Raw genomic sequence first — 14317 nt, 5'->3', positions numbered from 1 at the left:
GAACGTCGATCCGCGCGGTTGGTTTGTGACAAACCACAGGCCAGGTCTCCGTCAGATCCACACGCCCGCCACGTCCTGAGCGCCGTTCACCGATCCTGGGGGATGCGGTGCGCGGAGATCCGCTCCCGGATGGCCTGTCGCTGCGGGTCGTCGGTGTCGTCGAGCAGGTCGAGGGCTTCCCGGCCCCGACTGAGAGCGTTGTCGTGGTCGCCGACCGCGCGTAGGGCCTCCGCCAGTACGGCGAGGGCGCGTGCCTGGCGTATCGGGTCGCCCAGCTCGTCGCCGGTCACCCGGGCGAGGGTGGCCTCGGCCAGCGCGTCACGGTGCCGACCCAGGCGGAGTTGGGCCTCGGCCACGACGATGAGGGCGTCGCAACGGATCGTGTCGTCGGTGACCCGGTCGTGCAGGTCGAGAGCGGCGCGGCCGAGGTCGAGGGCCATCTCGGGCTGGCCCGTGTCGAGGCTGAGCTCGGCGAGCCGAACACGGTTGAGGCTTCGGCCGCGCAGAGAGCCGATGCGGTCCCAGATGGCAAGGGCCTGCTGGTAGAGAAGACGGGCCTGGTCGTACTGTCCGAGCTGGCGGTGGGCGTCAGCGAGGTGGTAGAGCGTGTACGCCTCACCGGTCGCGTTCTCGGCCGCGCGACAGTCGGTCAGGACCGCCCGGAAGGTCTCGATGGCCGTACCGATCGCACCGGTCCGCAGGTGCACGGAGGCGAGATTGTGTCGGCAGACCGTCTGCAGCTCGGCGAAGCCGTTCTCCTCGGCGAGACGCAGAGCCTCGGCGAACAGGTTGCCGGCGCGGTCGTAGTCGTGGGTGGTGAAGTAGGTGGCCCCAAGGTTGACGAGGGTGCCCACCCGGCCCGGGTCGTGACCGTCGGCAGTCGCGGCGTCGAGGGCGATGCGCAACATCTCCCGCATGTCCTCCTGGCTTCCGGAGCGGTCGAAGACCTCGTGGACCGTGTCGACGGTCTGCCAGGCATACCGGTGGAAACCTTCTACCGCCGCGCTGCGGACCAGGGCGAGCACGTTGGTCCGCTCCGTCTCGCACCATCGCAGGGCGGCGCCGTCCGAGGTGAAGGTCATCGGTGTCACCGCGCCCGCGTCGGGCAGGTCAGGGACGGGGGCGTGGTCCGGCTCCAGGGCAGTGACGGCGTTCACGGCCGTGAGCAGGTACCAGTCCAACAGCCGGTGCAGTGCGGCTCGCCGCTGCTCGGCAGGCTCCTCGGCCTGGGCCCGGTCGGCGGCGTACCGGCGCAGCAGGTCATGCATCCGATACCGCCGGACGGTGTCGTGGTTGACCAGGTGGGCGCGGGCGAGTTGGTCGAGGGCCCGCTCAGCCCCGGCCACGTCCACCGCCAGCATCGCCGCTGCGGCCTCGGCCCCGATGGTGCCGCCCGGAAAAAGGCCGAGGCGAAGGAAGAGCCGGGCGGGCATCGGGGCGAGAGCGTTGACCGACCAGGCGAAGACGATCCGCAGGGTCATCTCGTCGGTGTCGTCGCCCTCGATGTCGAGCAGCCGCCCGGCGAGTTCGTCGGCCAGATCGCCGAGCCGTGCCTGGGGCCGGGAGACCACGTGCTCGCCGATGACCCGCAACGCGAGTGGCAGCCCGCCCGACAGCGCGGCCAGCGTCTCCAGTGCTGCGGGCTCCGCGCCGGTGCGTTCTGGCCCGATGATGCGGCCGAGCATCTGATGTCGTTCGAGGTGTGACAGGGGTGCGACGGTGAGGCTGCGGATGCCGTGCCGGACACTCAACCCGCGGAGTCGATTGCGACTGATCACCACCGTGAGGCTGGTGTCGGAGCGGGGCAAGAGCTGCTGCGCCTGGTCGGAGTCGACGACGTTGTCCAGCACGACGAGCATCCTCCGCCCATCCATCAGCCGGTGGTACAGCTCGACGCGCCGATGGGAATCGGCGGGCACCCGATCCGCGGGGACACCCAGGGCGACGAGGAAGCGGTGCAGCGCTTCCTGCGCACCAACGGGCGGCACCGGGCCGTGCGCCTCCGCGTTGAGGTAGAGCTGCCCGTCGGGGAACCACCCCTGCCGGCGATGCCCCCACTGCCCGGCGAGGGTCGTCTTGCCCACCCCGGGCATCCCGGTCAGCACCACCACCTTCGAGGTGCCCTCGCCGGCGGCGAGGGCGTCCAACTCGTCCAGCAGCCCACGGTGTCCGGTGTAGTCGGGTACGTCGTTCGGCAACTGCCGGGGCACCGGTGCCGCCGCGTCCACGATGGCGAGGTGGTTCCTGGCGGACGCGGCGGGCAGGAGATCCGCGATGTCCAGTACCGGATCGGTGCGCATCGTACGGCGGTAGCGGCGGCGGTAGGCGACCAGGAAGTCCCGCGCGTCGTAGGTGCGACCGGCCGCATGGAGAGCGGTGACCCACAACCTCGCCAGGCCCTCGTCGAGCGGGTTCTCGATCAGCAGCGGCTCCAGCCGGGCCAGCGCACGGTTGTGTTGGCCGGTAGCCAACTCGCTTTCCGCCAGCATTTTCGCTGCACCGAATTGCCTTTCTCGCATATCCCGTCGAAGGTGTTCGCCCCGCGCGCCACGCAGGTCTGCGAGAGGATCACCCCGCCACAGTTCGTCCGCTCGGGTGAGCAGGGCGACGCACCGGTCATGCTGATTTCGGTCGACCGCCTGCCGCGCCTCGGCGGTCAACCGCAGGAAACGGTGGTAGTCGACCAGATCAGGATCGACGGTCAGGCGGTAGGCGCCGGTACCGGGCACCCGCACCAGGGCATCCTGCAGACCGACCGCCCTCAGGACGGCGCGCACTCGACTGGCCAGCGCGTAGAGCAGCGGGCGGCGAGCATCGACAACCGAGTCCTGCCACAGAAATTCCACGATCGTCTCGATCCGCACCGGATTGCCGGCGTGGTAGAGAAGGACGGCGAGTAGGCCGCGCTGCTTCGCCGCGCCCAGCGGGATCGACCGCCCCTCGACCGTGAGTTTCGTGGGACCCAGAATCGTGAACTCCATCAGCTCCGCCCCCCGCTCTTGATCGACACCTGCCTATTCATTCTTCTTCCAGCGACCAGGCATTTCAAACTTTCCTTCTCCGTAGAATCAAAAATCAGACATTCCACTTCCCAGGCCATTGCAAGCCCACTGCAAGGCGACCGGCAAGCTGATCCGCAGCCCGCTCCTCGACGCTGAATCCCGCCGACATTCAATGCTGGAGGGGGCACCAATGACGTCGCTGGAATGGTCATCTACGCCAGTTGGCATCGACGCCAACCATTGGGCGAGCCGGACAGGCTGCCGGACGGTGCTCGTCGTGGCACACAGCATCGCGAGCTGCCAGCGACTCCTCGACGTGATCGAGTACGTCGAGAGCGACCCGAGGGTGCAGCTGGTCTTCACGGTGGCGCCGGACGTCTTCAACCATCAGGTGAAGCGGCTCCTCGACCGGCTGGACGCGCTTGTCCTCCCCTGGCACCAGGCCATCCGGGAACGGTTCGACCTCGGTCTCGCCGCCGCCTACGGCGGACTCCACCAACTGCACGCACCCCTGCTCCTGATGGCCCACGGAGCAGGGCGCGGCAAACGGGTGCGACCCGGGCCGTACGGCGGACCGGTGCTCGCGGACCCGCCTGTGTACGGCCTCGACGCGCAGCGACTGACCCATGGCGGGCGGGTACTTCCGACGGCCCTCGCCCTCTCCCACGAACACGAGTTGGAGGTGCTGCGCCGGCAGTGTCCGGAGGCGGTCGAGGCCGCCGTGGTCGTCGGTGACCCCTGCGCCGACCGGCTCGTCGCCAGCCTTCCCTGGCGGCACGACTACCGGCGCAGCCTGGGGCTGGGCGAGCGGCAGGAGCTCGTCGTGGTCTCCTCCACCTGGGGCCGGGACGGTGTCTTCGGGCGTTGGCCCGACCTGCTTCCGCAGTTGATGACCCAGCTCCCGCCGGGCCGGTACCGGGTCGCCGCGCTGTTGCACCCGGCGGTCTGGGACGCACACGGACACCGCCAGATCCGAGCCTGGCTCCGGGACTGCGTCGACGTCGGGCTGCTGCTGCCCGATCCGACCGAGGACTGGCGAAGCCTGGTGGTCGCCGCTGACCACGTCATCGGTGACCACGGCTCCGTCACCGCGTACGCCGCTGCCATCGGACGCCCGACCCTGCTGCTCCCCGAGCTACGGTCGGCGCCCGCCCCCGGCACGCCTCAACACCTGCTGGCCGCCGGCGCCAATAGCTTGGACCCACGCCGGCCGCTTCCTCCCCAGCTCTCCCTGGCCAAGGGCGTGGACCAGCAGACGGTGATGGCCGCACTGACCAGCCGTCCGGGGAACGCCCGCGTGTTGTTGCGGCGCACGATGTACCGCCTGCTCCAGCTGACCGAGCCCGGCCGGCACCGACAGACGGCCCCCGTGCCGGCGCCTCGCACCCGCCGATGGGGAGGCCCGGCATGACCTCGCCGGCTGAGCCCGTCGTCGTGGCGCTGTTGCCCTGCCGGCAGGCGCCCCGCTCGGCCCGGTTGGCCGACATCGTCGTGACCGTCGTCGACAGCGGTGACCCGGTCAGGGTCGGCGCCGACCTGCTGACGGCGTACCCCGGGCTGGCCCTCGCCGTCGTCGGCACCTCGTCGGGGGACGTCGCCGTCGGGGTACACGACGACCCGCCACTTCGCCTCAGCCAGTTGGCCGCACCCGGCCCGGTGACGATCGGACTGCTCACCGTTGTCGCTCGACTGCTCCACAGCCGGTGGGTCGCCGGAACCCTGTATCACCGGCGCACCAGCGGAGACGTGCTATTGCTCGTCCGCGCTGCCGTCCAACTCGTCAAGCCGGCGGAGCACGTCGGGCAGCCGGGGCGCGGCGAGTGTGGCGAAGACGGCGGCGGCCTCCCGATAGTGTTGTCGTGCGGCCTCGTCGTCGCCGCGCCGCCGGGCGATGCGACCGAGCAGGAACACCGCCTCTGCCCGTTCACTGTCGGCTCCGAGTTCGGCCATCCGGCGTACCGCCTCAGTGGCGGACTCCTCGGCGGCGCCCAGGTCGCCGACGCCGAGGTACACATCGGCGAGGCCGATCAACACCCGGGCGGCGTTGTAGGGGTCGACGTCGGACAGCTCGGCGAAGATCTGCCCGGCCTCCACCAACAGCGGTAACGCCTCTGCCGGTCGGCCGGTCCGGGTCCGGAGCATGCCCAGGTTGAGACAGGACAGGCCCACGCTTCGGACATTCGGCAGGGCCCGCCGTCCGGCGAGGACCCGGGTGTACGCCTCCGCCGCCTGTTCCTCGCGGCCGGTATCGGCATAGAGGGTGGCCAACCCCTCCTCGGCGTCGATGACGCCCTGGATGTCGCCCGCTTGTCGATACCGGTCGACCGCCGCCCGACCATGCCGCTCGGCGGCCTCGTGGGCGCCGACGCGGCTGCACGCCCGGCCCAGTCGTTTGAGCATGACCGCCTCGGCCCAGACGTTTCCCCATGCCTGGGCGGCCCGCACACCACGCTCGTCGACCTTCAGTCGCTCTTGGTAGCCCTTGAAATAGAGAAGGAGCGGCCAGGTCACGTCACTGAGCTGCCAGGCCAGCTCATGAAGGCCCAGATCGAAGGCGACCCGGCCGGCTTCCAGCAGGTTGCTCCGCTCCCGATCCAACCAGCCGAGGGCACCAGCCCGGTCGGAGAACTCGGGTGGCCCGTCCAAGGCATCTTGATAGACGTACGGCAGCCGCCGCCGGTAGGGAGTCACCACGAGGTCCGCCCGGCGGGCGGCGGCGAGGTAGAACTCCAGCATCGTGCGCACAGCCGCCAGCCGCCCGTCGGGCGGGTCATCCTGCTCGGACATCTCACGCGCGTACAGCCGGAGGAGGTCGTGGTAGCGGAAGCGATCCTCGGCCACCTCCTCCAGCAGGTTCGCGTCCAGCAACTCCCCCACCACTGTGCCCACCTGGGCCCCACCGGCCCTGCCCGCTCCGGCCACCGCCGTGATCAGATCCATCCCGAACTCCGCCCCCGGGTGCAGAGCCAGCTTCCGGTACAACGCCGACGCCTCCGCCGTCAAGCTCTGGTACGAGAACTGGAACGTCGTCCTGATCGACAACCCGTCCACCACCGAAAGCCGGGTCAGCCGCTGCGCCTCGTCGGCCAGTTCGGCGACCATCCGACGAACTGTCAACTTGGGACGAGAAGCCAGCCGCGCCGCCGCCACGACGAGCGCGATGGGCAATCCGCCACAGATTCCCGCCAACTCCTCCGCCGACGCGAACTCCTTGAGAATCCGCTCCCGACCGACGGCTCGCTCCAACAACTCCACCGCTTCCGGAGCCGGCAACGGACCCACCTCGACCAGGCACGCACCGTCGGGCAGCAAACCGGTCAGCCGCCGACGGCTGGTCACCACGACCACCGCCGACGTCGACGCCGGCAGCAGCGTCCTGACCTGAGCTGCCGAGTACGCATCGTCGAGGACCACCAGTAGGGAGCTGTTCGCGGTCATCGTGCGATAGAGGGTGACCTGTTCTGCCAGGTGCAAGGGGATCCGGTCCGGGGCCACCCCCAGGGCCCGGAGGAAGGCGGACAGCACCACGCCCGGATCCAGGGGCTCGGCGCCGCTGAACCCCCGTAGGTCGGCATAGAGTTGCCCGTCCACGAAACGGTCCAGCCGGCCGTGCGCCCACTGCCTCGCCAGTGCCGACTTTCCCACGCCGCCCGGCCCGAGCAGAACGGCGACGAGGTTCCCCCGCTCGGCGAGGTATCCGTCCAGTGCGGACAGCTCGCTCGTTCTGTTGGTGAAGTTCGGCGAGGGTGCGGGTAGCTGCCGGGGGATCGGAGAACGATCGACGGAAGCGCCACCGAAATGCACACCGCCGTGGATGACTCCGGCCTGGACGCTCAATCCGGACACGTTCCCGGACTGCTCGTTCGATGTACCGGACGGCACCGTTCGCTCGGTTCCGCGGGAATTCGTTCCCAATCGCCGCGCCCCAACCCGCCCGCCCGCCGCACCTCCGGCTCGGCCGGACCTAGAAGGTGATGTCGCCCTGCACGTCGCGCGCCTGCACGACCTTCCCGGCCGTTCCGCTGAAGTGGTTCACCACCTGGCCTTGATCAACAACGACGCCCGTCCCCGCCAGCCTGCGCCATTCGTCGGCGAGGGCAGCGCTGAAGTCCGGGTCCCGTGCCATCACGTCTGCCAGAGCCGAGGCGAGCGCAGTATGCCGCCAACGCTCCTGCGGGTGGGCCATGGCGGCATCGAGTGCCGCAGATTCTCGCGTCCCCGTTCCGAATCGGCTGCGGACCAGACTGAACAACGAACCGATCGCACTCCGGGCGCCGACACCGAGCACCTCCGCACCCTTGGTAGCCAGCGCGGTCGCGACGGCCAGGACGATCTGATCCTCCATGTACGGCCTCCCACGAACCACGATTCACATAGACGCTTCGCATTGCCGTTACCGGCGAGCCTATCGCCAAAGGTCAACCGACAATGGGTTTCCGCAGTCGACTCAGATCGCCATAATCATCCTCATCCTTGCGAGTCATTTATGAGTATCTAAATAAGGAGAATTCTCTGTAAGTAATACTGAATACGACATAAAGGACACGTCCACAAGGCGAGAATATTTTCCCCGCAAGATCGGCACCCGCTAGCCTCCCTCCTCATGATCTTCAGCTGGGGCCTTCAGGTCGCTGTCGACCTCCTCTCCGCACTCCCCGCACACTCCCTGGCATCGCTCGCCGAGCCCGCACTGACGATGATCAGTTCCTGCGCCGCAGGGTTGAGTGACGCAACCGTGTGGTCACTCTGGGTGAAGTGGGTCGCCTGACGATCATCTAACGCATGACTCGTCCACCCGTTGCGTGTGCGCCGCCGGCCAGAGGGCCGGCGGCGCACTCTCTTGCTACGACCAGCTCACCGTTCCGGGCTCGAGGCGGGCCTGAGGCCACCACTGGCTGACCTGCCTGTCCACGACCGACTGACGGCCCTCCGGAACCGGAGGATTGCCCGGACGGGTGTTCAGGACGTGCAGAACGTTGCCGGTTCGGTCAGGCCGAGTTCCTTGCAGTCCCATCCGGTGCTCTGGTCCTGGAGTCGCCAGCCCGTGCCGGCCGTGTAATGGAACAGGTAGATGATGGCGTTGTCGTCCGGACGTTCCACGTCGACGGCAGCCCACGTCTCGACGCACTCCACCGGCCTGGAAGCGAAGGACCAGCCCGCCGGCAGCTCGACCAGGGTCCCGAGGCTCTCAGTCGACGGACAGGTGGGTTTTTGGGGGTCGACACTGGTGGGGGTGGCTGCGGGCGGCAGCAGCGGGTCGGGCCGGTGCAGGGTGGCGAAGGTGGCCGTACCGCCGATGGCGAACACCGCCGCCACCGCGACGCCGGTGGCGACCGCCCTGCGTCGTTGCACCTGCCGCGATCTGCGCAGGGTGCGTTCGTACATGTCGGCGGTGCCGCCCAGCTCGCTCAGGTCGGACATGGCCTGACGTAGCGGCCCGAGGTTGTCGGTCATCAGGCCTCCTCCATCACGGCCGAGAGCAGATCCGGCGCTATCTGCCGCATGCGCGCCAGCGCTTTGCTGGTTTGACTCTTGATCGTGCCGACCGAGCACTGCAACAGTTCCGCGGCCTCGGCCTCGCTGCGGTCCTCGAAGAACCGTGCCACCAGCACGGCCCGTTGCCGCTGCGTGAGTTGGGCGAGAGCCTGGTGCAGGGCGACCTTGAGATCCGTACGGCGTGCATGGTCACTGCCGGGCTGCGCCACGTCGGCCAGTTCCCCGGGCAACGACTCGGCCACCTTGCGGCGCCGCCACCAGCTCACATGCTGGTGGTACATGGCGGTGCGGGTGTACGCCTCGAAGTGCCCGGGATCATTCAGCCGCCGTCGGCCCCGATGGGTGCGGGCCAGCGCATCCTGCACCAGGTCCTCGGCCAGGTGCCGGTCACCTGTCAACAGGAACGCCGTCCGCAGCAACGCCGGTGAGCGGGTCCGCACGAACTCACAGAAAAGATCGTCTATGGAGTCCGCCATGCCGCGCTCGTTCCCCCCACGTACCCAAAGTCGTTCAGGCAGCGGCGGCGTCGATGCGGCCGGTTGACTGTGGCGCACACCTTAACTGGTGTGCGCCACAGCAAGCGACAGCGGTCACCCGGTCAGTAGATGCAGAACGGCGCCTCCTTGAGGCCGAGGTCCACGCAGTCGTATCCACTGCCATCGCCGTAGTACTTCCAGCCCGTGCCGGGCACGAAGTGGAACAGGTACGAGCCGTCACCGACGCCCGGGCCCTCCGGATCGGCTCCCGCCCAGTCCTTGACACAGTCGACACTGCCGAACGTCCAGCCCTTCGGAAGTTCGACCAGAGCCTCGAGGGTCTTCGCCGAGGGGCACTTGGCACTCGTGGCCGTACCGCTCGACGGCTTCGGCGCCGACTTCGGCGCCGACTTCGTCGGCTCCGAGACGCAGAACGGCGCCTCGCTGATGCCGAGATCCTTGCAGTCCCAGTCACTGCCCTGGTCGTAGTACTTCCAGCCCGTGCCGGCCACGTAGCGGAACAGGTAGACGCCGTCACCCGCCGTCGGACCCTGCGGATCGGCCGTAGCCCAGTCCTTGAAGCACTTCACTTCCCCGAAGGACCAGTCCTTCGGCAGCTCGACAAGCGTCTGGAGGGCCGTCGCCGTGGGGCAGTCGGCAGTACCGGCCGCCGGCGAGGCCGCAGCGGGCGACGCACTGGGGGCCCCAGCAGCCGACGTCGGAGCGGATGCGGTTGGGCTCGGACCAGCCGGCTCCCCGGAGTCGCAGGCGGACAGTCCAATGAGGACAGTGACAACGGGCAGCAACAGGAGGTGACGTGCAGACATTTCCGGACCCCTATGGATCGTGGCGATCGTCGCTTACATCGGGGTACATGCGATCCGTCGCCCGCAGGTTGCCGCCATCCAGAAATATTCTTCGAAATCTTTGGCGATCTTGCTCAGACGGTGTTCGCGGCAGGTCATGCCCAATGACCCCACGCGCCAGTGGGCCACGGCCAGCAGTCCCGCGACCCACGACGGCCCCCGAGGAGACCCCCGGCGGGCAGCCCAGAAAATCTATGCTCAAACGGCTAGACATTCTTGAGAGCCAGGGATACTGTTCCTCAGGTAGAGAGCAGAGGGATACGAAGACGCAGACGGACCGCCCGGCCGTGAGGTCACGACGGGCGTCAGAGCAGGACCCTGTTTCTGCTCCAGAACGGCAGTGAGCACGTCAGCCCCGGCGTGATGCGCGACGGGGCACCGCAGGTGGGGCCAAGGAACCGCTCAGGGCTCCAGCTGATGTTCGCCGTACGTGTGCGGGGCCATGAAGTTGCGTGGGCTCCGACACCGGCGGACCGCACGTCGGCACGTTGGAAGAGATGCAGAGGAAAGGGAGGGCCGTACACCGTTGGATCGCCCGCTTTCGGCCGTCATGTCAGGCCGGGCGGACACCGCAGTTTCCATCGAACGAGAGGTGGTCTCCGGTCACGCATATGCGATCCTCGCACCCGTTGCCGTCAGTGACGGCTGGTGTGGATACGAAGAACCGACGTTCCAGTCGGCAGATGGTGTTCTGACCCGTAACCCTGGGCCCCGGCGCTTACGCGCCGGGGCCCTCGACGTGGAGGTGACATGGGGCGAAACCCCGAGGACATGTTCGGCGACGAGGACTACCCCGCCTACACCATCGGGCAGGCTGCGGAGATGCTCGGCACCACGCAGGATTTCCTACGCCGGCTGGACGAGGCGAAACTGATCGACCCACACCGCTCCAGCGGCGGGCACCGCCGGTACTCGCGCTACCAGCTGCGCCTGGCCGCCCGTGCCCGCGAGATGGTCGACGGCGGCACCGCCCTGGAGGCGGCCTGCCGGATCATCATCCTGGAAGACCAACTCGAGGAAGCCCTCCGGCAGAACGAAAAGCCGCAGTGAGGGTCGCCGGCCGCACGATGTCGAGTGATGCCGCCCCTCGCAGGCCGGGCACGGCAGGTCCCGTGCCCGGCGTACCCACCCACCTGTCGGTTACGGCCCCGCGTCCACGGCAATCCCCGCGGCCGGCTCAGTCGACCGGGCTACAGCTGTCTGCCTTCGCCTGAAAGATCTCTCGCTCTTTGGCGTTGCGGGTCAGCGCGGCGGCTCGCGCGTACTCCTGCTGGGACTCGGCCGTCCGGCCGAGCTTCGCCAAGAGGTCGGCGCGTACGGCGGGAAGCTGCGGGTACTGGTCCAGCGCCCGACTCGCCTGCACCCTGTCGGCAATCCTCAATCCCTCGGCCGCCCCTTCGGCCATTCCGACCGCGACCGCCCGATTCAACTCGGCAACCGGTGACGGCCAGACGTGGGACAGCACCAGGTAGAGTGCCGCAATTCGTGACCAGTCGGTCTCCTGCGTGGACCGGGCTCGGGCGTGACAGGCTGCGATTTCGGCCTGCAGCACGAACGGTCCGAGTATGCCGCCGATCTCCTGCGCCCGAGCCAGGGCGGCGAGGCCGCGCCGGATCAGCAGCCGGTCCCAGCGGGCCCGGTCCTGGTCGCCGAGCAGAATTGCCGCACCGGCTCCGTCGGTGCGCGCCCACGTCCGCGACGATTGGATCTCCATCAGCGCCACCAGCCCGTGCACCTCGGCCTGCTCCGGCATCAGTCCGGCCAGCACTCGGCCCAGCCGCAACGCCTCCCGGCAGAGGTCGGGCCGCATCCAGTCCTGACCGGCGGTCGCCGAGTATCCCTCGTTGAAGATCAGGTAGAGGACTTCCAGGACCGAGGTGAGCCGGTGGGCGAGTTGATCCGGTGGCGGAAGTTCGAACGGCACTCGTTTGGCGGCCAGAGTTCGCTTGGCCCGCACGATCCGTTGACCGACTGTCGATTCGGCGACGAGGAAGGCCCGGGCGATCTCCTCGGTGCTCAGCCCGCCGAGCACGCGCAGGGTGAGCGCGGTGCGCGCCTCGGTTGACAGCACCGGATGGCAGGAGATGAAGATCAGCCGCAGCAGGTCGTCGCCGACGCGGTCGTCCAACGCGTCGTCCACGGCGTCCTGCTCGTCGACCGGCGCGATCTCCAGGGCCCGGCCGATTTCGGCGAGCTTCTCGCCGTACCGGATTCGCCGCCGGACGAGGTCGATCGCCCGGTGCTTGGCGGTAGCCATCAGCCACGGCCCGGGATCCGTCGGCACGCCCTGCTTCGGCCACTGTTCAAGCGCGATGACAAGGGTGTCCTGGGCGATCTCCTCGGCCAGGCCGACGTCACGCACCATCCGGGTCAGCTTCGCGATGAGGTGAGCCGCCTCGATCCGCCAGACCGCCTCGACAACGCGATAGGGATCGGTAGCCGTCATGGCTACCGATCCAACCACCATCGAGGTGCTCGCCCGCTCATCCCTGTGGTGCGAAATCCTCCGGCCCGAAGACCCGCGAGACCTCAGCCTCCCCCTCCCAGCCCTGCCACAGGTCACGGTGCAGCCGCATGAACCGGCCGGCCCACTCGACAGCTTCCTCCTTGGAGCGGACGTCGTACACCACGTAGCTGATCAGCTCCTTTGCCTCGGCGAAGGGACCGTCGACGACGCTGAGCCCACCGGCGTCGACCGCGATCCGGACGCTGTTCATGGCGGGAGCGAGCCCGCCCATGTCGAGCATCACGCCGGCGTTCGTCGCGTCCATGCCGAGTTTCGCGATGGCCTCCATCAGCTCGGCAGGCGGCGGGCCGTCTGGCTGTGCTGCTTTGAGAATCACCAGATAACGCATTTCTTCTCCTCGTGGTCTGTGCACGTCGGATTGATACCGGAACAAGTGTGGTTCGACTGTGCTGACGATCAGTGCCGTGACACGCGCCGATAGCGATCGACCGCGACGGCCGCCTGCCAGCCCGAGATCAGCAGTACGGCAGCGGTGAAGGCGAGGATGCTCCAGGCGGCGCCGGCACCCGCGGTCACACCCAGGAAGCCGGCGCCGAACACCACGCCGACGACCCGCGAGGACCAGGCCCAACCAGCGGCACCCTCGGCGGCGAAGCGGCGGGCCAGCACGAAACACGCCGCGATCAGGCAACTGAACCCGATGGCCCCGGAGGCGAAATGCCCGTAGCCGTGCCAGCTGATCGCCCCAGGGCCGTCCGGCGTACCGACCGGGAAACCCAACCCCGGGTCCGCGCGCAGCAGACCGGCGGCAATCAGGCTCACGCCGTACGCGCCGATGAGCCTCGGCGCCCAGCGCGCCCCCGGCCCACTCGCCAACGCCCGACGCAGTCCGACCGCGAACACGATGGTCAGCAGACCGCTCACCAGGAAGTTCGTGATGTGGATCCACCCTCGGTCACCGTTGCTGAGCATGCTCCACGCGTGCCGCGTCGGGTCGAATCCCGAGCGGGTGAACACCTCGACCAGCGACACCGCGACGTACAACGGGCCGGCGATGACGCCGTACGCCAACAGGGATTTCGTGACCCTGACCGCCGGGTCGCAGGTCAGCACGGTCGACGCGGTGGTGGTCATCTGCTCGGTCATGGTCGTTGCCCTTCGCGGCGGGCCGGCTTGTCCGGCCCTTCACCCACTCCCTCGAACGACCAGACCCGACTTCGACAACCTACCCCAAGATTTTTTCCGAGAGCGCGATGATCGCCCCTGCCGCGTTCAGGCAGGCTCCGTCACGGCCTTGGTGGGCTCCGACGCGGGACAGCCCCACACCGCCATCGTCGACTGCCTACGAGTGTGATGCGCGGGCGGCGCGGCGACGCTCGGTGAGCCGTCGTGCCTTCACCGCGTTGCCGCAGTCGGCCATGCGGCACCAACGGCGGGAACCGCTGCGACTCTGGTCGAGGAACAGCCAGCCACAGCCGCCTTCGCGCACCGGGCAGCGGCGCACCCGGGTCAGGTCGGCCGTCAGCACGACGTCGAGGGCGGCCTCGGCGATCCGGTCGGGCACCAGCATGCCCGGCACGGTGCCGTAGGCCAGGCGTACCCGCGACGAGTCGAGCACGAGTCGCGCTCGGGCGGCAGCGCCGGACCAGCGCTGATGGAGTGCGACAAGTGCGGCGCCGGCCGCGACAGGGTCACCCGCCGAAGCGCCGTCGGCATCGGTGACGGTCGCGAGCAGCACCAGATGCAGTGCTTCCCGGATGTCCCGCACAGCGGCCAGTCCCGCCTGCGCCGCCGCGGGTTCGTCGCGCCACGCCTGGTCGACCCGGTCGGCGTCCGCGTCGCCGAGCACGCCCACCCGGACCGACCAGCGCAGCAGGGCGGAGCTGTCGGACAGGAAGTCGTGCGGCGACGTGCCCCCTCGCTCGAGGGTGTTGACCAGATCGAGCGCGGGATGCCCGCCGACCAACGGTAGCTGGCACACGTCGAGCGGCATGCCGGCAATGCTACCAC

The 14317-nt window shown here is 68.8% G+C and carries 12 protein-coding genes; 2 read left to right on the top strand and 10 right to left on the bottom strand.

Annotation, left to right across the window (positions count from 1 at the left end):
- Positions 1-86: 86 nt before the first annotated feature.
- On the bottom strand, positions 87-2981 hold the full coding sequence (locus tag MILUP08_RS04610) for an AfsR/SARP family transcriptional regulator (RefSeq protein WP_007455172.1): 2895 nt from the start codon (positions 2979-2981) through the stop codon (positions 87-89).
- A gap of 298 nt (positions 2982-3279) precedes the next feature.
- Between MILUP08_RS04610 and MILUP08_RS04605 the strand changes: the two genes are divergently transcribed.
- On the top strand, positions 3280-4413 hold the full coding sequence (locus MILUP08_RS04605) for a hypothetical protein (protein WP_144056861.1): 1134 nt from the start codon (positions 3280-3282) through the stop codon (positions 4411-4413).
- A 338-nt stretch (positions 4414-4751) separates the two neighbouring features.
- Here the strand turns inward: MILUP08_RS04605 and MILUP08_RS04600 are convergent, their stop codons facing one another.
- From MILUP08_RS04600 to MILUP08_RS04580, 5 genes are all read right to left on the bottom strand, one after another.
- Positions 4752-6848 carry a tetratricopeptide repeat protein gene (locus tag MILUP08_RS04600; protein ID WP_167626030.1) on the bottom strand — a complete coding sequence of 699 codons (2097 nt, stop codon included), beginning with the start codon at positions 6846-6848 and terminating at the stop codon, positions 4752-4754.
- A 118-nt stretch (positions 6849-6966) separates the two neighbouring features.
- Positions 6967-7347 carry a hypothetical protein gene (locus MILUP08_RS33635; RefSeq protein WP_007455167.1) on the bottom strand — a complete coding sequence of 127 codons (381 nt, stop codon included), beginning with the start codon at positions 7345-7347 and terminating at the stop codon, positions 6967-6969.
- 614 nt (positions 7348-7961) lie between these two features.
- The gene (locus MILUP08_RS04590; RefSeq protein ID WP_007455163.1) at positions 7962-8456 is read right to left on the bottom strand and encodes a hypothetical protein; all 495 of its coding nucleotides are present in this window, start codon (positions 8454-8456) and stop codon (positions 7962-7964) included.
- Positions 8456-8974: a SigE family RNA polymerase sigma factor gene (locus MILUP08_RS04585; protein WP_007455161.1), complete on the bottom strand. Its 519-nt coding sequence runs from the start codon at positions 8972-8974 to the stop codon at positions 8456-8458. The genes MILUP08_RS04590 and MILUP08_RS04585 overlap by 1 nt, the downstream gene beginning before the upstream one ends.
- 122 nt (positions 8975-9096) lie before the next feature.
- Positions 9097-9564 (bottom strand): hypothetical protein, encoded by a 468-nt coding sequence (locus MILUP08_RS04580; protein WP_039905365.1) that lies wholly within the window; start codon positions 9562-9564, stop codon positions 9097-9099.
- 1026 nt (positions 9565-10590) lie between these two features.
- Between MILUP08_RS04580 and MILUP08_RS04575 the strand changes: the two genes are divergently transcribed.
- The gene (locus MILUP08_RS04575; RefSeq protein ID WP_007455156.1) at positions 10591-10890 is read left to right on the top strand and encodes a helix-turn-helix domain-containing protein; all 300 of its coding nucleotides are present in this window, start codon (positions 10591-10593) and stop codon (positions 10888-10890) included.
- 127 nt (positions 10891-11017) lie between these two features.
- On the opposite strand, the gene MILUP08_RS04570 is transcribed toward MILUP08_RS04575, so the two are convergent.
- The 4 genes from MILUP08_RS04570 to MILUP08_RS33630 all read right to left on the bottom strand — a co-directional run bounded on the left by MILUP08_RS04570 (position 11018) and on the right by MILUP08_RS33630 (position 14300).
- Positions 11018-12286, bottom strand: coding sequence for an RNA polymerase sigma factor (locus tag MILUP08_RS04570; protein ID WP_007455153.1), 1269 nt, complete (start codon positions 12284-12286; stop codon positions 11018-11020).
- A gap of 37 nt (positions 12287-12323) precedes the next feature.
- Complete coding sequence (locus MILUP08_RS04565; protein WP_007455152.1) at positions 12324-12695, bottom strand: YciI family protein; 372 nt, start codon at positions 12693-12695, stop codon at positions 12324-12326.
- Positions 12696-12763: 68 nt separating this feature from the next.
- The gene (locus MILUP08_RS04560; RefSeq protein ID WP_007455149.1) at positions 12764-13453 is read right to left on the bottom strand and encodes a DUF998 domain-containing protein; all 690 of its coding nucleotides are present in this window, start codon (positions 13451-13453) and stop codon (positions 12764-12766) included.
- Between the two features lie 196 nt (positions 13454-13649).
- Positions 13650-14300 (bottom strand): CGNR zinc finger domain-containing protein, encoded by a 651-nt coding sequence (locus MILUP08_RS33630; protein ID WP_007455146.1) that lies wholly within the window; start codon positions 14298-14300, stop codon positions 13650-13652.
- Positions 14301-14317: the final 17 nt, after the last annotated feature.

The organism is Micromonospora lupini str. Lupac 08, assembly GCF_000297395.2.
Classification (GTDB): domain Bacteria; phylum Actinomycetota; class Actinomycetes; order Mycobacteriales; family Micromonosporaceae; genus Micromonospora; species Micromonospora lupini.
The sequence above is the reverse complement of the archived record's forward strand: the minus strand, read 5'-3'. Positions and strand labels throughout refer to the sequence as shown.